The sequence below is a fragment of the Maledivibacter sp. genome, assembly GCA_025210375.1.
Taxonomy (GTDB): Bacteria; Bacillota; Clostridia; order Peptostreptococcales; family Caminicellaceae; genus JAOASB01.
Genome location: JAOASB010000019.1, coordinates 121,535 through 140,655, shown reverse-complemented (window position 1 = coordinate 140,655; position 19,121 = coordinate 121,535). Strand labels below are relative to the sequence as shown.

The following is a 19,121-nucleotide window of genomic DNA, read 5'->3' as shown; positions in this document are numbered from 1 at the left end:
TTCATTTGCAGGGGATTATATGGAGTATATTGCAAGAATTAAGGAGATAGATGGAAAACGTGCTTTAATAGAGGTTCGTTCCTTCAAGATCATCGAAGTTCCTAAGAATCCACCATTTCCAAGTTCCATAGATGTACTACCCGATCCACCCTTATCAACAGTAGTTCAGTTTGTATACGAAGCGTATTAAAATATATATAGTAGATAGCTTTTGTAGAAGGTAATTATACAATTTGCTCAATAAATATATAGGGAACTCTGAAAAGATTTCCCTATATATATTTATATAAATACTTTACTATTTAGATTTATCCATCTTAACTACTGGGATTATTACTTTGGTAATATGCTCGTCTACATTATTAACATCTAGGGGAGATATAATAAATTCTTCTGAGATATTACCAGCAATTTTATATCCATTTCTATTGATCCACTGTATTAATTTAATATGTGTATTAGCAATATTAGAATAATTACCTATATGAGTGGTAGTAGCCGCAGTAAAACCTCCAAATTTTCTATAATTATCGGCATTAATATTATTACTCCCAGGAGGATCAATCAATATACCAAATTCAATTTCTGAGTCCATAAATAAAAACTGTTCAAGGGGGTTTGAATGATATGTAACTATAATTAATCCCTTACTCTTTAAGTGTAGTTTATTACACAAATTAACAATCTCCACCCATCTCTTTATAGAAACTTCTGAGTTTGAATATTTCTTCATAACTTCTTTAGTATATAATAAGTCCATTTCAGGAATTTCTTCTATTTGTATATTCCGTCTATTGTCTACAACATTATCAATAGAACAGTAAGATATTAAATCAACACCTTCTTTAAGGCGTTCTAAAAAAGTATGCCCGTCATGGTAGATATTTTGAAGGGTGTTTATTTCTTCAGATATCTCTAGTAATTTAAGTTCAATACTCTTCCTTAGAGTTTCAGCGCTATTATCGTTTATTATTTCTTGAATCCTTTTAAGCTTAAATCCATACATTCTTAACTTACGAATTATACATAGTGTTATCATTTGGTCTTTACTATAATATCGATATTTACTACCTTCATCTCTGAATTCAGGTACAACCAATCTAATATCATCATAATATCGTAATGTTTTTTTAGGAACATTACAAATTTCTTCCACTTCACCTATTGAATATCTATTACCCTTTTTCATCTAAAATGTCCCCCTAGATATTTACTGATTTTATTAAGATATATAATGTTATTGATTGAGGAAATTGCATATGCGAATATCATCCTTAATTTGAATATTTAAGATATAGCATATTTGGTGGTATACCTTTGGAGATTTTCAAACTATATATAGTGGATGTTTTTTGTAGGAAGTAATTATGCAATTTGCTTCATTATAAAAAAAGTTCAATAGTTAAATAATATACATTTATTATAATTATAACAAGTATCTATATAAAGATTCAATAGAAAATATGGCATTAGAAGTCATTGGGTGGGGTTAACATATAAATATATTTTTTGAAAATCTCCAAAGCCATCCTTCGTGTATTATGGAATTATGTCAAGTAAGAGTTATGCAATTTCCTCAATATTCTAGAATTCACAAATTATTAAGGAAAAACTAGAAGGGAACCTATGACAATTAAGAGAACTATACAATAATAGATAGAATGTAGTTTTTAGAGAAAGTTAGGTATATATATGATTAATATAAAGTGGAATATAATCTGTACTATTATTGCACTAATGATTTTTTTATTCATAGAAAACAATTGGATTACTGTAACAAATTATATTATAGAGATAAAAAAGCTTCCTCGTGAATATGAAGAATTTAGGATAATACATCTCTCTGATATACATAATAAGATATTTGGTCAGAATAATTTAGTCAACATCATAAAAAAAAGAAATCCTAATATAATAGTGATCACAGGTGATTTGATTGATAGGAGACGTTACAATAAAGCTGCTGCCATAGGATTACTTGAGAAACTCCTAGATATGGCTCCCATATACTATGTAACGGGAAATCATGAATGGTGGTCAGGAAAATATGGGGAATTAAAAAGGAGTATTGAGGGTTTAGGAGTACATATTCTTAGTGATGATAAGGCTGAGATTAAATATGGGAACAAAATATTAAATATCATAGGAATTGATGATCCAGCAAAATATTATGAAGAATACTCAAAGCCCCATAATGGGTATAAAATAACAAATGAAAAAATTGATATTTTACTAGAAAATATAAATGAAGAACAGGTTACGATATTATTGTCACATAGACCAGAATTGTTTGAATTGTATAAAGAGAAAAATATTGATTTGATTCTATGTGGACATGCCCACGGGGGACAAATAAGACTTCCCTTTATAGGAGGTATAATAGCTCCTAATCAAGGATTATTTCCAAAATATGATGGTGGGAAATACAATTATAATGAAGTAAATATGATTGTAAATAGAGGATTAGGGAATAGTATAGCACCAATAAGAGTATTCAATAAACCGGAAGTGGGAGTCATCACATTAAAAAAGAAATAAAAGTGGGAAGGATATGAAAAACAGCTTATAGTAGATAACTATTATGAAAATGAATATAACAGAAAAGAGAGATATGAATATGAAAAAATATGGATTAATACTTATATCAGCTACTTTGATTTAAAGGGTTGAATTGATAATGATCAATATTCGATCTGTAGTGGAAGGGGTAAGGAGGATGAACTGTATATGAAGAGACTTAAATTGTTATTTTTTTCGCTATCGCCATTTGTTATAGGATATTTACTTAATTATGCAATGATAAAATATGATTGGTATGGGACGATAATCTCAATTATTGGTATCCTATTTTGTACATACTGGTTTTTTCTAGGATATAAATCCTATGATTATGTAAAAACAACTAGAGAATCGATTTTACTGGGTAATTGCTTTGCCATTATTAGTATGATTTTAATCATATTTCAGGTGGTATTTATGGGGCAATTTATGCTTAATGTGGTTGGATCTGCACCTCAGATGTTCTACTTACCAATAATAAGAGTGAGTTCATGGCTAGAAGAAAATTTACTATTTTTCATTTCAATTCATGATATGGTATTTACATTTATAGTATCCTTTGTTTTAATGATTGGAATATATTATACTGGTTACTCGATGAGGTTGAAAAAGAAAGGATGAAACCTTTTATAGCATTTAAATGGATTTACGATGATTTAAATCAGGTTAAAATGGCATAACAAACAATAATGTCATAACATTATTGTGGTTATATTTAAAAGAATAGGAGAATAAAATATGAGGATACTATCAATAATTGCTGCTATAGTTGCTTGTATAACTATAATATTGTTAACAGTTTTTGAAAAAAAAGAAAAGATAAAGCAAGGAACTATGATCTATAGAATAATTGAAATTATAGGTATGTATATTCCCATACTAGTGATTTCTGGATACTATGGCTATATGAAAACAGATACATTAAGGGAAACCATAATTGTAATAGGTGGAATATATATATGTCTTGCCCTATGGACCCTATTTCTTGGACTATGGAGAATGAAAAAATATAATTATATCATGTTTCCCATTGTAATATTAAGCTGCTACTTTATTTTAAACTTCATTACCCCTTATATGTTAGCCAGTTTAGAGAGCCGATTGTTATTAGGATTTGTAGGCGCTACATTGGGAACTTCGGTAGTGAATAATAAATATAAAGGAAGATTAATTATTTCTGGAATAATAGTTGGTTTAATTATAATAACGGCACCGACTAATTATCTAAAGGATTTTAAAAATAATAGTAAGGTCGAAAATATATCTTTTGAGTATGTAGAAAACCTTGGCTATGATATTACTGATAATGATAAAGTAATTATATTTGATAAGTCCACTAAAAATAATCCAATTCGCTTATGGCTGGTTAGGAAAAAGCCAGATGAGGATTGGACGCTTATGAGACATATTAAAATGACTTATTCTAATGGAGAAATTATAGAATTCAAGGTGGAAAAAGACCTTTCAAAGGAAGAAAAATAGCATGATTGATTCTACATACTTATTAATACAAATATTGCTTTGGAGACAAGAATTAGTTAAAATAGCTAAATGGAGGTTGACATGAATATATCTATTGAACGTGCATGTATTGATGATGCCTTAAAATTAATAGAAGTCCAAAATAAATGTTTTTATGATGATTATCTTTTATACGGCGAATGCCCTTCCTATAATGAGTCTAAAGAAGCTATAATAAGACAAATAGAAAATCGCATTGTATATAAGATTATTATTGATAGAGAAATAGTAGGAGATATTATAGTTCGTAAAAGAGAAAATAACAATTATTATCTAAGAGTTATATCTGTTATCCCCAAATTCCAGAGTCTAGGCATAGGGTCTAAAGCTATTGAATACATTGAGAAAGATAACCTTGATGCATTAGAGTGGGAACTCATTACCCCCCATAAAAGTTATCGTAATCATCATTTTTATGAAAAGATGGGCTATATAAAGATTGGTGAAATAGTACATTCTGATGTACTTACATTATGGCAATATAAAAAGCAAATGACTAAAGGATGATAATTATGAAAAGTGATATTAATCAGTTAAAATCAAGGGGTTATGTTGAAGATGAAGACCTTTTAAAATATGGATATGAAAGTAAAGAAGAACTATACAAATTATTGCAATCTAAGACTCCTATAGAAAGAACAATTGCATCAAAATTATTGATTAAGTATAAAGATACAGAGACAATGCTGGCTTTGATAAAAGCACTATCTAAGGAAAAAAAGCTGTATACAAAGATAGCTTTATCAGAGTCAGTAAGTGTATATGGCGAAAAAGCAAGTGAAGTATTGATCAAACATTTGGGGCTAGTAGGTAAAAATCAGCATGGGACACTTCCAAAAAAGAAATTTGGCAAAAATAATTATCCCCTACCAAGGGATATAATAGCTAGAACGATATGTAAGATAGGAACACCGGCATTAAAACATTTGAGATTATGCTTAAAAACCGGAGAATATCATCAGATACTTGAGGCTATTGATGCAATCGGTTTTATATCCTTTTATGAACATAATGAAGAAAGTTTTGATGATTTAATAGATTTATTTGATAGATATGAGTCCGATGATCTCATGATATGGAAACTGATTAGATCATTACAGTCCTTTGCCAATGAAGAAAGTACAAGGATACTAGATAATTATACTCAGTCAAATGTTATACAGCATAAATGGGAAGCAGAAAGAAGTCTAGAACAGATAAGAAGAATTAAAGTTAAAGATAATGGCTAAGATTGATACATAGGGTATAGGGTTTGGAGCTATGAAAACAATTTGCGGATAAAAAATAGTAACATATAGTAAAAGATAATAGAAAGAGTGATTGTAGATGATGGAAATATTCCTAATGCTGCTTGGATTTGGATATTTGATATACAAGATTGCTATTGAAATACCCAGAGATATAAAAAGAGTAGAGGAAAAAGTAGATATTTTAAAGCTACATTTACAGGAGATTAGCATCAAGATGGACAAAATAAATGATCGAGGAGGAAATAAGTGATTATCTATAGAGGGGCGAAGAAGAGTGAAAAAAATTTATTATATATTACTAGTTATCGGTGTAGCTATATTTTTCATTGGCTGTAATGAAAGTAAAGGAATCAACAATGGGCTTGAACCTATAAATATTGATATGAAGTATGGGGCAGATATTTCTGATGATGTTAAGCAGCTGTTGATATCCTATTTGAGAGATAAGGAAAATATCAAAGGAGATATTGGAAATTCAATAGATGTAAAGGAAATTAAAGTCGACTTATTTAGTAAGGAAAAAAAGATTCAATTGTATGAAGTGGTACTTGATTATGCTTGGTTACATGGCATTGTTGTTTTAAAAGATAATGAGATCATGGGTCTTTTATCGGGAATGACAAACAACGGATTGTTTTTAGGAGACTTAGATAATGATAATAATTATGAAATGGTTTATAGTACTGAAATCGGTTCAGGTATCATTAGAAATATAATTAAAGTAATGAAAATTGATAATGGACAGATATATTATATAGATATATACGAAGATAATAAGAGGATTGCAATATTACCAAACAAGTCAGACCAAAGATTATATATTCATTGGAATTACTTTGATCTGGATAGAATAGCAGAGGAGCCCATAGGGTATTTGAAGCTTAAAGATAATAAATTAATCATTGAAGGAGCCAACTGACATAGGAGGTGTTCTTATGGATTTATCAAATTGCCTACAATATACACATGAATATGAGGTGATGGGATGATTGGTTTAGCTTTAAAAACTACATTGTTATTTGCTACAGGGATTTTGCTAATGAGAATAATGGGAAAATCTGCAATTACTCAATTAACCCCCTATGATTTAATGGCTATAATAATTATTGGAACCGTTGTTGCTGAACCTTTAATTAGTACAAAACTAAAACCAACATTATTCGTATTAGGGGTTTTAGTAGCTTTGTATATGATATTTTCAAAACTATCATTAAACCAGTTTTTTAATAAGATATTATTAGGTAGACCTACTATTTTAATAAAGCATGGAAAAATTATTGAAGAAAATATTGAAAAAGAAAAAATTTCTTTAATTCAATTGACAGCAATGCTTAGAGTAAACGGCTATCCAAAGCTTGAAGAAGTGGAATATGCCATATTGGAGCCCACGGGGGAGGTCAGCATTCTTCCCAAAGGGGAAGTAAGGAGCGTTACAACTTCGGATTTAAATATAAAAACAAAATACGAAGGACTTCCTATCGGAGTGATTATTGATGGAAAGGTACAGGTAAGAAATCTACTACTTATAAATAAAGATGAAGAGTGGCTTCAAGGTAAATTAAAGGAGGAGGGTATAGGAGATATAAAGGATGTAATATATGCATATGCCAGTGATGAAACAGAGGATGTAGTTTTTGATATTAGAGGAAAATAATCCAGAATAAAAATTCTATTTAAATGCCTAGGATGTTTTTTTGTATACTTTTAAAAAGATATTGAACTTATAGAAATGAAATTATATAATGTTTATATATTCCTAAAATAACAAATTTTCTAAATATATTTACTGCAGTGAATATTGAACTTAGATTATTCATAGAAAATTTAAAACAAAATAATATACGTCTCTTCGAGTCTTTTTATCTAAGGGTTATTAGTCTATGATTTCAAGACCGATAGGGTACAATTGGAAACGGTTGTGCCTCCCAGTGTGGAAAGAAGAGATCGTGGTAAGGTACTGCTAAAATAATATGCAAATATTGTTTTGGTTTAGTTTACTATGATCAAATGAATAGAAACCATTAATAAATATACATTTTGATTTTTCAAATATCCAATTTCTTTAGGATATTTGAGAGAACAAAAGGTAAAATATTTTTTGGGATTTCCATAGCACCTTCTTTTTAATAAACTACTGGGATGTCACCGTTAATAAGGTTTATTAACAAGGGAGGTTTTTTTATGTCTAATGCTCACTTCAAAGTAAGAAAACCAGAAAATGAACCAGTACGATCCTATACTAAACAAAGCAGTGAAAGAGCTAGTCTTATGGCAAAAATTGAGGAATTAAAACAGAAACAAATTGAAATTCCCCTAATAATAGGTAGAAAAGAAGTATATACAGGTAATACACAAGAATGTGTGATCCCCCATAATAAAAATCATGTACTTGCTACTTATCATATGGCAGGTGAAAAAGAGATCCAAGCAGCAATTGAGGCAGCCTTGGATGCAAAAAAGCAGTGGGATAAGGTACCTTGGCAGCATAAGGCATCTATATTTTTGAAAGCGGCAGAGCTGCTGGCTGGACCGTGGAGATATACCCTTAATGCGGCAACTATGTTAGGACAAAGTAAAACAGCTCACCAAGCAGAAATCGATTCAGCCTGCGAGTTCATAGATTTTCTTAGATTTAATACTCATTTTATGTCAGAAATCTATAATGATCAGTTGGTTTCTACAAATGAGAGCTGGAATAGGATAGAGTACAGAGCCCTTGAAGGCTTTGTTTTCTCCGTAACTCCATTTAATTTCACAGCTATAGGAGGCAATTTGGCGGTGTCACCAGCTTTAATGGGCAATGTAGTGCTTTGGAAGCCATCGAGAACATCAGTCTATTCTAATTATTTTGTAATGAAATTATTGCAAGAAGCAGGATTGCCGGATGGTGTAATAAATTTCATTCCAAGCTCAGGAAGCTTAATTGGGAATGTAGTATTTAATAGCGAATGGCTTGCAGGCATACATTTTACAGGATCTACAGGAGTATTTAATACTATGTGGAAGACTATTGGTAAAAATATAGATAAGTATAGATCATATCCTAAGATTGTTGGAGAAACAGGAGGAAAGGATTTTGTTTTTGCCCATAGGCTTGCTAATATTAATAAGCTTGTTACTGCTTTAATAAGGGGGGCATTTGAATATCAGGGACAAAAGTGTTCAGCTGCTTCACGTGCTTACATACCTAAAAGCATATGGTCCGTTGTAAAATGTAAATTGATTAGTGAAGCTGCTACCATTAAAATAGGAGATGTAGAAGATTTTACTAATTTTATGGGTGCAGTTATAGATAAAAATTCATTTGATAATATTAAAGCATACATTGATTTTGCTCAAAATTCCAATGAAGCTGAGATTATTTGGGGAGGAGAATGCTATGACAGCGTAGGATATTTTATTGAACCTACAATCATAGTTACAACAAATCCATACTTCAAAACAATGACAGAGGAAATCTTCGGGCCTGTGCTTACTATATATGTCTATGATGACGAGAAGTTTGAAGAGACCCTTGAAATATGTAATGAATCAACTCCATATGCATTAACAGGTGCAATTTTTTCCCAGGATAGAATGGCCTTAATTGAGATGGAAAATATACTTAACTATGCAGCAGGAAATTTATACATCAATGATAAACCTACGGGGGCCGTCGTAGGACAGCAGCCATTTGGGGGAGGAAGAGCTTCAGGAACAAATGATAAGGCTGGAAGCAAGCTCAACCTACTAAGGTGGACAAATCCAAGGGTGATAAAGGAAACCTTTGATTCCGCCAATGATTATAGATACAAGTTTATGGAAGATATGTAAAGTAAATATATTATTATGATTTAGAGAATAGCATGGAAATTACCCTGCTATTCTTTTTTATATTATATAGGACGCAGTTATAAATCTACATACTGAGAATCCTTTTACGCTCCTCCTACAAATTTAAATAGAAAGAGGACAAAACGGGTTTGTAAGGGGAGCTAAAAGGAAACCTTGGTGATACTTTTAGTATTAATGCATCCTACCATTGTTTGAGTTTTCAACAATTTTTTTATATAAAGGATTATCACCCATATGCTCTCCAAGATAAGATAAAAGCTTTTCTGTATCATTTTTAAAGTATTCTAGCATTTTATCGGCAATATGGTCTATGACTTCGGGTTCTTCACATTCAGATACTACTTCAAATATCTCCGAGATGTTTTGGGCAAGCTGTGGGGCTTGATCACTTTGTGATTTATTACCTGGAACTATATTATTTTCTGCCATATATTTTACTGCGTCACAGAGGATCCAGCCTGTCCCCTCAACTGTTTTCATAAGATTATGTAGATGCTTTTGGTGTTCTGTTTTACCTACAGTCATGAAATATCTCCTTCCATAAAGTAAATTATATTAAATTTATTTTCCAATAAACATTTGGGTAAAAATCTTTCCGTATTTAGATCCTTCCTTTATACCTATACCTATGTGGGTAAAGTTTGCATTAAGTATGTTCTTTTTATGTCCTTCGGAATTCATTAAAGCGGTATGAGCATTTTTGACAGCAGCGTTTCCAGCTATATTTTCTCCAGCGTAAATATATTTTATCCCAAAGTTTTTTAGCATCTCAAAGGGACTACCATATGTGGGGGAATAATGGCTAAAATAGCTATTATCTATCATATCCTGGGACTTATTTCTAGCAACGTTACAAAGCTCTAAATCTACCTTTAAGGGGTCTAGACCTCGTTTTGATCTTTCGGCATTGACAAGCCTAACCATTTCCTGCTCATTAGGAGTTAATTTCTTAATATTAGAGTTTTGACCTTGTAGACTTGGCTTTTCCACTATGGGTTTTACCTCATTAGGATCAATCGCTCCAATCTTGCCATTGTCAAGAATGATAATATACCATTTACCTACTAAACCTGCCACATCTAAAACCATATCTTTTTTTACTGTTGTTACAACGGGAAAAGTTGTAGAGTTGCCGTTTCTAATATAAGCATTGTCTACGGAAACCTTTACCTTTTCAACATTTCCCTTTTTAAACATGGAAGATGCCTCTGGATTTAATGGCTTTTCCTGGGGGGATCTTACACAACCTCCAAGGAAAAGTAATAAAGCCAAACAGAAAATAAGCTTTGATAATTTAATTTTTCTCATAGAACCACCTCAAAATATATTATTTCCTGTTGTACTCAAAAAATGTATAAAGTCCTGTTTTTTACTTAGTATAGAAGTAGAAAACAGGGCTTTAAAGTATTCTAAATTATATTTTATATTTTCTAAGTTCAGCCTTTAAATTCAGAGTAAGTTTTTCTAGTTGCCCAACATAATCAAGCAGTTCAGTTATTTTATATGAGTATTCAGTAACACTGGCACTCATTTCCTCAGAAGAAGCAGAATTTTCTTCAGCAATAGCAGCCAAAGAGTGGATATTTTGGAATACTTCTGAGATTTTTTTAGTTTCATATGTAAGGTTATCAACTAGCTTTACAATACCATCTGATACGTCATTTATTTGCATAGTTGCATTTTTATTATCCTTAGCAACAACTTGAAGGGTCTGACTACTTTCTTCTAATTGCTCAAATTGATTGGCAACTTGATTAACCATATCCCTTACTTCCATTGTGAATTCATTTAAACTGCCATTTATTGTTTTTACTGCGATCTTGGAATCCTCCGCCAACTTTCTAATTTCATCAGCCACTACTGTAAAACCTCTACCCATTTCGCCGGCTCTAGCCGCTTCTATGGCTGCATTGAGTGCTAAAAGATTAGTTTGTTCAGATATTTGTTCTACGGCTATTACAATGCTGATTATATCCTGTACTTTATTAGACAATTCTTCACCTTGCTTATTAACAGCTCCAAAATTATCCTTGACGCTTAAAAGCATATTTGATACATCATGAAGTTCCTTATAGGATTTTTCTATATCATCTACAGCTTTTTCAAGCTGTTCTTTTCTAACACTTTCTTCCCCTGCCAGATTATTTAAGGTTTCGATATTTTCATTCAATACATAAACTGATTTTTCGGTTTCTTCGGCTTGATGAACAGCGCCATTTGCAACCTCATGGACGGCGTTTGCTATACCTTCAGATACATCCTTCATACTATTAGCAATACCTGAAAAGGTTTTGGTGAAGTTATATACATCATCCATTCCACCTTTGAGATAGATAAAATCTTTCTTTATGGTTCCTTTGATGCTATTAATATCTTCTACATAATTTTCAAATCTATCACCGGTTTTTATTTTTTTATTACCTATAAAATTTAATACTTCAAGCTTGCTTAATTCATCCGTTACAGATTTTAAAGGTGAGATCACAATATTGGAGAATATTAATGTTGAAACAAAAACTACACTTGAAAAAATAATACTCATTATTAGATCTGAGTAACCTGAGCCAATAAAAAGAGTTAAAAAAGATATTATAGTAGTTGGTAAAGCAATTTTTAGAGATAGATTTTTTATGAATCCTAAAGAAAGCATTTTGGATAATGTGAATTTTTTATATTCAGAAGTATCCTTTTCAAGCTTAATTTTTACCTTCATGAAACTTCTACCATCATCATATATGCCCTTTTCTAATACATCTATATTTATTTGTTCATTAAAAAACTTAGCGCTACCTTCTAGTAAACCTAGAAAATAGTCATACATTTTTCGCTTAGATTCATATAATAATTCTATTTCCTTATTCCCCGTTTCGGTGGCAATTATTCTAGGGGGTTTAGCACCTCGTATCATTTTTGTTAGTTGTGAATGAACATCATCCATCATCATTAGAAAGCCCTTTAAACTAAATCGCTCGAAATAGGATGGAAACCATTTACTAAAGGTTTCGATATTTCTTCTTCCCACCTCTCTCCAAATTTCACTGGGTTCTTTACTTAAAGAAGCAGCAATTTCATTGAAAATACCTTTAATTTCTTCGTATTGAATATCTTCAAGGGGAGTAATAATTCGACCAGTATCCCAACCAGCATTAATCAATGCTGAATCTACAACTTCATTGTCAAATAGGTCACGAAGAGTTTTTATCCATGTAGACACTACGGTACCTTTCATTTTTGTCCTCCTTTATTAGAAAAAAATATATATAGAGTAAATTGCATAATTACTTCATACAAAAACCATCTACTATATATAGTTTAAAAATCTCCAAAGGTATACCACCAAATATGCTATATCTTAAATATTCAAATTAAGGATGATATTCGCATATGCAATTCTGCCAAGTTACAGTCATGCAATTTCCTCTATAGATATTATAATATAATATAGTATATATTTGTGACATCAATATAATAAATACCACAAAAAATATTAGATAAACACGAAAGATACAAAATCATTTTTTTAGAAAATACTAGACATTATTTCAATAGATAAGGAAATTATGTAATTTGCTCAGTTATAAATGTATATGAACTTGACATGTAAAAATTGGGAAATTATAATATATATAGATTTCACAAAGTTAAACTTAATCTATATATCCCAAAACATCCAATGTTTCTAGGGAGTTTTGATGTGTATAAATTAGCTGTTTAATTGGAATATCTATGGATAACAAAAAAGAATAATAATTGACGATATAGAGACGACTTAGAGGTATAATATTAGAGTAACGAATATTACTAAATAGTGAATAATTTTAAATGCAAATCATTCTTTACAACTTATATAAACCGTACAATTTTTTAAAAATAAAATTCGAGGAGGAAATATAATGAAAACAGATGTGCAAATTGCTCAAGAGGCCAAAATGTTTCCAATAGTTGAAATAGGCAATAAGCTAAATTTAAGTGAAGATGATTTAGAGCTTTATGGCAAGTATAAAGCGAAGATTTCCTTAGATGTATATGAAAAATTAAAGGACAAGGAAGATGGAAAACTTATACTTGTAACTGCAATCAACCCTACACCAGCGGGTGAAGGGAAGACAACTACAAATGTAGGATTAAGCATGGGCTTAAATAAAATAGGCAAGAAGACAGTAACCACCTTAAGAGAGCCTTCCTTGGGACCTTGCTTTGGAGTTAAGGGTGGAGCAGCAGGGGGAGGATATGCTCAAGTCGTACCAATGGATGATATCAATCTTCACTTTACTGGAGATATTCATGCAATTACAACTGCGAACAATCTCTTAGCGGCTTTAATAGATAACCATATTCATCAAGGAAATAAGTTAAATATTGATCCTAGAAGGGTAACCTGGAAAAGGGCATTAGACATGAACGATAGAGCCTTAAGAAATATAGTAATAGGCTTAGGGGCAAGGGGCAATGGAGTTCCTAGGGAAGATGGATTTGATATTTCAGTTGCTTCTGAGATAATGGCCATACTTTGCCTTGCTATTGATATGGAAGACTTGAAAAATAGACTTTCTAGTATGATAATTGGATATACATACGAAAATGATCCAGTTACTGCAGGCCAGCTTGATGCTACAGGGGCTTTAACGCTACTGCTTAAAGATGCAATTAAGCCTAATCTAGTACAAACTCTAGAAAATACTCCGGCCATACTTCATGGAGGCCCATTTGCAAATATAGCCCATGGCTGTAATTCTGTTGTAGCTACTAAAATGGCTTTAAAGTTAGCTGACTATGTTGTGACTGAGGCAGGTTTTGGAGCTGACTTGGGGGCAGAAAAATTCTTCAATATAAAATGTAGATATGCAGGATTAAAACCGGATGCAGTGGTAATAGTAGCTACCGTAAGAGCCCTTAAAAACCATGGTGGTGTACATAAGACGGAATTAGCAGCAGAAAATCTTGAAGCTTTGGCTGAAGGCTTTGGAAACCTTGAAAAGCATATAGAAAATGTACAAAAATTTGGATTGCCAGTGGTTGTGGCATTAAATAAGTTCCCTACGGATACAGATGAAGAGCTTAAGCTTTTAGAAGATAGATGCAAAGAATTAGGTGCCAATGTTGTATTATCAGATGTATGGGCAAAAGGTGGAGATGGTGGAGTAGAGCTTGCTAAGAAGGTTGTGGAGTTAGTTGAAGCAAAAACTGCAAGCTTTAAACCAATCTATGATCTCGAGATATCGATAAAGGAAAAAATTGAGATTGTGGCTAAAGAAATATATGGTGCCGATGGAGTAGAGTTTTCCTCAAAGGCATTAAAAGAAATAGAAAAGTACGAAAGAATAGGATTAGACAAGCTTCCCGTTTGTATGGCTAAAACACAATATTCATTATCCGATAATCCAAAGCTTTTAGCTAGACCCAAAGGGTTTAAGATAACCGTTAAGGAAGTAAGAGCATCGGCGGGAGCAGGTTTCCTTGTGGTTCTTACTGGAAATATAATGACTATGCCTGGACTACCAAAGGTGCCAGCAGCAAATAGGATGGATATATTATCCGACGGAGAGATAGTAGGACTATTCTAGATAGAAAAGGCTAATATATTGGAACCAGGTAATTGTTGTGACATACACAATAATCGCCTGGTTTTTTTGAAGTTTTTTACGGATAAAGGGTATACAAATTTAGTTGTATATACTAAGTATAGGTATAAAATAAATGACAAAACATGACGAACTTAGACAAAGGATAATTCCTTATTGTATGGAATAAAGAAATGTAGAAAGAATAAGTATTAAATTTTGTACATGCATTATAGAATTTACTTATTGAGGAAATTGAATAATTGTAACTTGGGAAGTGTTGACTTAATGAATAAAGATATATTTAAAAAAATAGTATTAGTTTCCATAGGAACAACACTGATGGGACAAGTTTATATAAATCCCTTTAATTCAGATTTCAGAATATCCATAGGTATAGCCATTCTTATGTTTCTATTGGTAAAATTTCAAGATATATCGATTTTATTGACTACTTGTTGTACTGCTGTTTTTGTTTTTACCTTTAGATTTACGATTGATCTTATACAATTAAATGGAGCTTTAAGCATTTATGATATTGCTTTGAAGCATCTCCCCTCAGCAGTATTTTACATAGTATTTGGCTTTGCCCTGTATCAGTTAAATATAAGGAGATATAAAGAACAGCCTGTTTTCTTTATATTTTTAGTTGGAATCTCAGATATACTTTCAAATATTTCCGAAGTAGCGGTAAGACAGGAGTTCACAAAGAATTCAATAGAAATTATTTTAACCAGTATATTCACAGCAGGGTTTCTAAGAGCAACTATTGCCTTTATATTGTTTTCCAGTGTTAAAGCCTATAATATGCTTGTACTAAAGGAAGAGCATCAAGAGAGATATCATAATCTGATTCTACTTACCGCCAAGATGAAGGCAGAAATATTTTTCCTTAAGAAGACAATGCAGGATATAGAACAGGCAATGGAAAGGAGCTATTCCATATATACAGAGTTAAAGGATATAAAGGGTGATTTAGATAAAGAATATACTAATAGGCTAAGGGGGAGAATTTTAAATCTATCAAAGGATATACATGAAATCAAAAAAGATAATCAAAGGGTCGTATCGGGTATAGAGCGGTTGTTTCCAAAAGAAGAGAAGGAAAATTCAATCAAAGTATCAACCATTTTTCAGATGCTTAGTGGTAATACCATGAGGTATATTGAGGACATAGGAAAAGAAATTAATATAATAACGGATTATACGAATAATTTAAAAATAAAAGATTACTATGCAATCATATCAGTAATAAATAATCTTATAAGTAATAGCATAGATGCTATCCCCCATAATGGATATATAAAGATTTCTCAGTACACAGAAAAGGATTATGTAATATTTAAAATTATGGATTCAGGCATAGGAATAGGAAAAGAAGATATTGAAGTTGTTTTTCAGCCAGGTTTTTCTACAAAGTTTGATAGGAAAACTGGTCATATGTCTACGGGATTAGGGCTTACACATGTTAAGCATATTGTGGAAAACTACTTTGGAGGAAAAATTGAGATCGCTTCAAATATGGGACAAGGCACCAGTTTTATTATTTCTATTCCGATGAGTAAAGTAATTGGGAAGGAGGCTAATTAATGAAGCCATCATTTTATATTGTTGATGATGACCCGGGAATAAGAAGAATACTTTTAAATATTATTGATAATTATCGTCTTGGCTATGTTGTAGGTGAGGCAGAGGATGGGAATAGGGCCATAGCTCAGATAGGAGAAATGCTGCCGGATATAGCACTGGTAGACTTACTACTACCTTCGGTGGATGGAATAGAAATCGTCAAAGAAAGTAAAGAGAAAAATTTAAACACTCAGTTCATAATGATTTCTGAGGTGACATCTAAGGATATGATAGGTGATGCTTATCAAAATGGAATTGAGTACTTTATAAACAAGCCCATTAATGTTATAGAAGTGGTATCTATTATTAAAAAAGCTATTGAAACCTTAAATTTGAGGAAGGCCCTATCGGTTATAGGTAAAACAATGGAAAAAAGCAATTATAGTTTTTTTACAGACAATAAGCATAGAACAAAGGAAGTAAATAATGTGGTGGGGAATGAGACTAGGGATGAAATAACAAAAGTGTTTTTAGATATAGGGATTTTAGGCGAATCGGGAAGTAATGATCTAATGAATATGATTGAAATGATTATTGAAGAAAGAAGAATTCTAGGAGTAAAGTTTCATAGATATAAAACCGGTGATTTATATAGAAAATTAAATAATAAATATAAAGATGAAAATAAATCATCGGTTTCTATCAAGGGGATTGAGCAAAGAGTTAGAAGAGTTATACAATCGTCCTTAGAAAATATTTCGAGTTTAGGTATAGAGGACTATGGGAATATGAAGTTTGAGAAATATTCCACGTCACTTTTTGACTTTACTGAGGTAAAAAAACAAATGGATTTTATAAGAAAAAAGTCACAATATAAAGGAAAAATAAATGTAAAGAAATTTATTGAGGGATTAATAAGTCATATATCAAACTAATCTTAAATTATAGGAATATTAATTGGAAAGGCGCCATGGTGGCGTCTTTTTTGACGAAAGTATTAAAAATGGAAAATTCAGAAAAGTCCATGGCGTTTTGGTCGTTATGTGTAGTAAAACGTAGTTGCCGCCATATAATTTAAAAAGAAGTTAAAAAACTAAATTTGGGAGGAAGAGATGAAGAATAGAAGGAGTCTTACAACTAAAATTTTCATGGGCCTCATTACAGGACTTATTACAGGACTTATTCTTTATAACATAAAGGGTAATACGTTTGTAGATCAGTATGTTGTGGGCTTTTTATTCTATTTAGTTGGGAAGGTATTTATCAATTCTATCAAGATGATGGTTGTACCCTTAGTGTTTGTTTCATTGACAGTAGGTGCGGCTTCGGTTGGAGATATAAAAAAACTTAGTAGAATAGGTTCAAAAACACTTGGATTCTATATTGTTACCACAGCTGTAGCTATAACAATAGCAATTACACTAGCTTTAGTTATACAACCGGGAGTAGGGTTTAATCTACCTAGTGATGCCGAATACGTAGCTAAGGAAGCCCCAAAGCTAGTTGATGTTTTGATAGATATGATTCCAAAGAATCCGATAGATTCCCTAGCAAATGGAAATATGCTTCAGATTATAGTGTTTTCTATACTATTAGGGACAGCTATTACTGCACTTGGAGGTAAAGCTATTAAAGTTAGAGAAGGCTTTGAAGCCTTGGGAGAAGTGATTCTTAAGCTAGTTATGCTTATTATGAATCTTGCTCCATATGGTGTGTTTGCATTAGTAGCTGAAACCTTCTTTGAGCTTGGATATGATGCCATGCCTCCATTGCTCAAATATATGGGCTGTGTATTGTTAGCACTATTGATTCATGCTGTCTTAACATATCAGGGTTTATTATTTGCATTTACTAGATTAAATCCCATTAAATTTTTAAAGAACTTTTCACCGGCTATTATGGTATCATTCTCAACAGCAAGTTCGTCTTCCACTCTTCCAGTAACTATGGAAACAGCTGAGTTAAGGCTGGGGGTTTCAAAATCTGTATCTTCATTTACTTTACCTCTTGGGGCTACTATTAATATGGATGGTACAGCAATTATGCAGGGTGTCGCCACAGTGTTTCTTGCACAGGCCTACGGCCTATCCCTTGGAATAGGAGATTTATTGACAGTGGTTTTAACGGCTACACTTGCATCCATTGGAACCGCAGGGGTACCCGGTGTTGGATTGATAATGCTTTCCATGGTACTTTCGCAAATTGGCATACCCGTTGAAGGTATAGCAATCATAATGGGTATTGACAGAATACTAGATATGTGTAGAACGGCAATAAATGTGACCGGTGATGCTGCATGTACTTTGATTATAGCTAAGCAGGAGGGTGAGTTAAACCTAGCCATATATAATGCTAAAAATAGAAAAAGCCATTCTTGGATATCAAGTTGATCTCCAGGAACTTAAGTAGGAAGTTATATGTCTAGATTAAAGCTTTGACTGGATTCTCTATGCTTTGAAATCAGTTCAATGGGGAGATAATGATGTGAAAGAATAAATATAAAATAAAGGATATTTATCTGTAAGAATATAAAAAAATAAAATATCCTATTTATTGAAATAGGATATTTTATGATAAAATTCATTTTGAATTTTGTATTGTAATACTAAAGTTTTATCTGATTTATGATTAAAGGATTTTGTATGCTGTATAGGTAGTAATATTGAAATCGATAAAACTAAAGGTATGAGTAATTTAATTTTCTTCATCTATATCCCCCATTCCGAGTTTAAATTATTATGTGAGGAAATTGCATAACTCTTACTTGGCTAAACCTAATATGGGAATAACTTAAAGTCTATACTAAAATCCCTATAGATGGTTTTCA

General features: G+C 31.8%; 19 protein-coding genes and 1 riboswitch. Of the genes, 14 read left to right on the top strand and 5 right to left on the bottom strand.

Annotation, left to right across the window (positions count from 1 at the left end):
* The coding region (locus N4A68_06650; protein ID MCT4563987.1) for an acyl-CoA hydrolase at positions 1-190 on the top strand (190 nt) is incomplete at its 5' end.
* A gap of 108 nt (positions 191-298) precedes the next feature.
* On the opposite strand, the gene N4A68_06645 is transcribed toward N4A68_06650, so the two are convergent.
* The gene (locus N4A68_06645) at positions 299-1,189 is read right to left on the bottom strand and encodes a MerR family transcriptional regulator (GenBank protein ID MCT4563986.1); all 891 of its coding nucleotides are present in this window, start codon (positions 1,187-1,189) and stop codon (positions 299-301) included.
* Positions 1,190-1,692: 503 nt separating this feature from the next.
* Here N4A68_06645 and N4A68_06640 point away from each other — a divergent pair.
* The 9 genes from N4A68_06640 (at position 1,693) to pruA (ending at position 9,143) form a co-directional block, all read left to right on the top strand.
* Positions 1,693-2,538 (top strand): metallophosphoesterase, encoded by an 846-nt coding sequence (locus N4A68_06640; protein ID MCT4563985.1) that lies wholly within the window; start codon positions 1,693-1,695, stop codon positions 2,536-2,538.
* Between the two features lie 189 nt (positions 2,539-2,727).
* The gene (locus N4A68_06635) at positions 2,728-3,180 is read left to right on the top strand and encodes a hypothetical protein (GenBank protein MCT4563984.1); all 453 of its coding nucleotides are present in this window, start codon (positions 2,728-2,730) and stop codon (positions 3,178-3,180) included.
* 117 nt (positions 3,181-3,297) lie between these two features.
* Positions 3,298-4,041 carry a hypothetical protein gene (locus N4A68_06630; protein MCT4563983.1) on the top strand — a complete coding sequence of 248 codons (744 nt, stop codon included), beginning with the start codon at positions 3,298-3,300 and terminating at the stop codon, positions 4,039-4,041.
* Positions 4,042-4,122: 81 nt separating this feature from the next.
* Positions 4,123-4,587, top strand: coding sequence for a GNAT family N-acetyltransferase (locus N4A68_06625; GenBank protein MCT4563982.1), 465 nt, complete (start codon positions 4,123-4,125; stop codon positions 4,585-4,587).
* Between the two features lie 5 nt (positions 4,588-4,592).
* Positions 4,593-5,309 carry a hypothetical protein gene (locus tag N4A68_06620; GenBank protein MCT4563981.1) on the top strand — a complete coding sequence of 239 codons (717 nt, stop codon included), beginning with the start codon at positions 4,593-4,595 and terminating at the stop codon, positions 5,307-5,309.
* Positions 5,310-5,406: 97 nt separating this feature from the next.
* Positions 5,407-5,580, top strand: coding sequence for a hypothetical protein (locus N4A68_06615; protein MCT4563980.1), 174 nt, complete (start codon positions 5,407-5,409; stop codon positions 5,578-5,580).
* Positions 5,581-5,604: 24 nt separating this feature from the next.
* On the top strand, positions 5,605-6,249 hold the full coding sequence (locus N4A68_06610; protein MCT4563979.1) for a hypothetical protein: 645 nt from the start codon (positions 5,605-5,607) through the stop codon (positions 6,247-6,249).
* A 66-nt stretch (positions 6,250-6,315) separates the two neighbouring features.
* A complete protein-coding gene (locus N4A68_06605) occupies positions 6,316-6,984 on the top strand; it encodes a DUF421 domain-containing protein (protein MCT4563978.1) in 669 nt (222 codons plus the stop codon).
* Positions 6,985-7,165: 181 nt separating this feature from the next.
* A riboswitch (molybdenum cofactor riboswitch) is annotated at positions 7,166-7,287 on the top strand.
* A gap of 224 nt (positions 7,288-7,511) precedes the next feature.
* The gene (gene pruA, locus N4A68_06600) at positions 7,512-9,143 is read left to right on the top strand and encodes an L-glutamate gamma-semialdehyde dehydrogenase (protein MCT4563977.1); all 1,632 of its coding nucleotides are present in this window, start codon (positions 7,512-7,514) and stop codon (positions 9,141-9,143) included.
* Positions 9,144-9,335: 192 nt separating this feature from the next.
* On the opposite strand, the gene N4A68_06595 is transcribed toward pruA, so the two are convergent.
* From N4A68_06595 to N4A68_06585, 3 genes are all read right to left on the bottom strand, one after another.
* Positions 9,336-9,689, bottom strand: a complete 354-nt coding sequence (locus N4A68_06595; protein MCT4563976.1) for a hypothetical protein — start codon at positions 9,687-9,689, stop codon at positions 9,336-9,338.
* A 36-nt stretch (positions 9,690-9,725) separates the two neighbouring features.
* A complete protein-coding gene (locus N4A68_06590) occupies positions 9,726-10,472 on the bottom strand; it encodes a CAP domain-containing protein (protein MCT4563975.1) in 747 nt (248 codons plus the stop codon).
* Positions 10,473-10,578: 106 nt separating this feature from the next.
* Entirely contained in the window at positions 10,579-12,393 is a 1,815-nt protein-coding gene (locus N4A68_06585) for a heme NO-binding domain-containing protein (GenBank protein MCT4563974.1), read from the bottom strand.
* Positions 12,394-13,057: 664 nt separating this feature from the next.
* On the opposite strand from N4A68_06585, the gene N4A68_06580 reads away from it, so the two are divergent.
* The 4 genes from N4A68_06580 (at position 13,058) to N4A68_06565 (ending at position 18,684) form a co-directional block, all read left to right on the top strand.
* Entirely contained in the window at positions 13,058-14,728 is a 1,671-nt protein-coding gene (locus tag N4A68_06580; GenBank protein MCT4563973.1) for a formate--tetrahydrofolate ligase, read from the top strand.
* 285 nt (positions 14,729-15,013) lie between these two features.
* Positions 15,014-16,315, top strand: coding sequence for a sensor histidine kinase (locus N4A68_06575; protein MCT4563972.1), 1,302 nt, complete (start codon positions 15,014-15,016; stop codon positions 16,313-16,315).
* Positions 16,315-17,229, top strand: a complete 915-nt coding sequence (locus N4A68_06570; GenBank protein MCT4563971.1) for a response regulator — start codon at positions 16,315-16,317, stop codon at positions 17,227-17,229. Before N4A68_06575 ends, N4A68_06570 begins: the two co-directional genes overlap by 1 nt.
* A gap of 177 nt (positions 17,230-17,406) precedes the next feature.
* A complete protein-coding gene (locus N4A68_06565; GenBank protein MCT4563970.1) occupies positions 17,407-18,684 on the top strand; it encodes a dicarboxylate/amino acid:cation symporter in 1,278 nt (425 codons plus the stop codon).
* A 156-nt stretch (positions 18,685-18,840) separates the two neighbouring features.
* Here the strand turns inward: N4A68_06565 and N4A68_06560 are convergent, their stop codons facing one another.
* The gene (locus N4A68_06560) at positions 18,841-19,002 is read right to left on the bottom strand and encodes a hypothetical protein (GenBank protein MCT4563969.1); all 162 of its coding nucleotides are present in this window, start codon (positions 19,000-19,002) and stop codon (positions 18,841-18,843) included.
* Positions 19,003-19,121 lie beyond the last annotated feature (119 nt).

Excerpts from the sequence above, each read along its gene's own strand:
- N4A68_06645 (MCT4563986.1), bottom strand. The coding sequence starts at position 1,189 with ATGAAAAAGGGTAATAGATATTCAATAGGTGAAGTGGAAGAAATTTGT.
- N4A68_06640 (MCT4563985.1), top strand. The coding sequence starts at position 1,693 with ATGATTAATATAAAGTGGAATATAATCTGTACTATTATTGCACTAATG.
- N4A68_06635 (MCT4563984.1), top strand. The coding sequence starts at position 2,728 with ATGAAGAGACTTAAATTGTTATTTTTTTCGCTATCGCCATTTGTTATA.
- N4A68_06630 (MCT4563983.1), top strand. The coding sequence starts at position 3,298 with ATGAGGATACTATCAATAATTGCTGCTATAGTTGCTTGTATAACTATA.
- N4A68_06625 (MCT4563982.1), top strand. The coding sequence starts at position 4,123 with ATGAATATATCTATTGAACGTGCATGTATTGATGATGCCTTAAAATTA.
- N4A68_06620 (MCT4563981.1), top strand. The coding sequence starts at position 4,593 with ATGAAAAGTGATATTAATCAGTTAAAATCAAGGGGTTATGTTGAAGAT.
- N4A68_06615 (MCT4563980.1), top strand. The coding sequence starts at position 5,407 with ATGATGGAAATATTCCTAATGCTGCTTGGATTTGGATATTTGATATAC.
- N4A68_06605 (MCT4563978.1), top strand. The coding sequence starts at position 6,316 with ATGATTGGTTTAGCTTTAAAAACTACATTGTTATTTGCTACAGGGATT.
- pruA (MCT4563977.1), top strand. The coding sequence starts at position 7,512 with ATGTCTAATGCTCACTTCAAAGTAAGAAAACCAGAAAATGAACCAGTA.
- N4A68_06595 (MCT4563976.1), bottom strand. The coding sequence starts at position 9,689 with ATGACTGTAGGTAAAACAGAACACCAAAAGCATCTACATAATCTTATG.
- N4A68_06590 (MCT4563975.1), bottom strand. The coding sequence starts at position 10,472 with ATGAGAAAAATTAAATTATCAAAGCTTATTTTCTGTTTGGCTTTATTA.
- N4A68_06585 (MCT4563974.1), bottom strand. The coding sequence starts at position 12,393 with ATGAAAGGTACCGTAGTGTCTACATGGATAAAAACTCTTCGTGACCTA.
- N4A68_06580 (MCT4563973.1), top strand. The coding sequence starts at position 13,058 with ATGAAAACAGATGTGCAAATTGCTCAAGAGGCCAAAATGTTTCCAATA.
- N4A68_06575 (MCT4563972.1), top strand. The coding sequence starts at position 15,014 with ATGAATAAAGATATATTTAAAAAAATAGTATTAGTTTCCATAGGAACA.
- N4A68_06570 (MCT4563971.1), top strand. The coding sequence starts at position 16,315 with ATGAAGCCATCATTTTATATTGTTGATGATGACCCGGGAATAAGAAGA.
- N4A68_06565 (MCT4563970.1), top strand. The coding sequence starts at position 17,407 with ATGAAGAATAGAAGGAGTCTTACAACTAAAATTTTCATGGGCCTCATT.
- N4A68_06560 (MCT4563969.1), bottom strand. The coding sequence starts at position 19,002 with ATGAAGAAAATTAAATTACTCATACCTTTAGTTTTATCGATTTCAATA.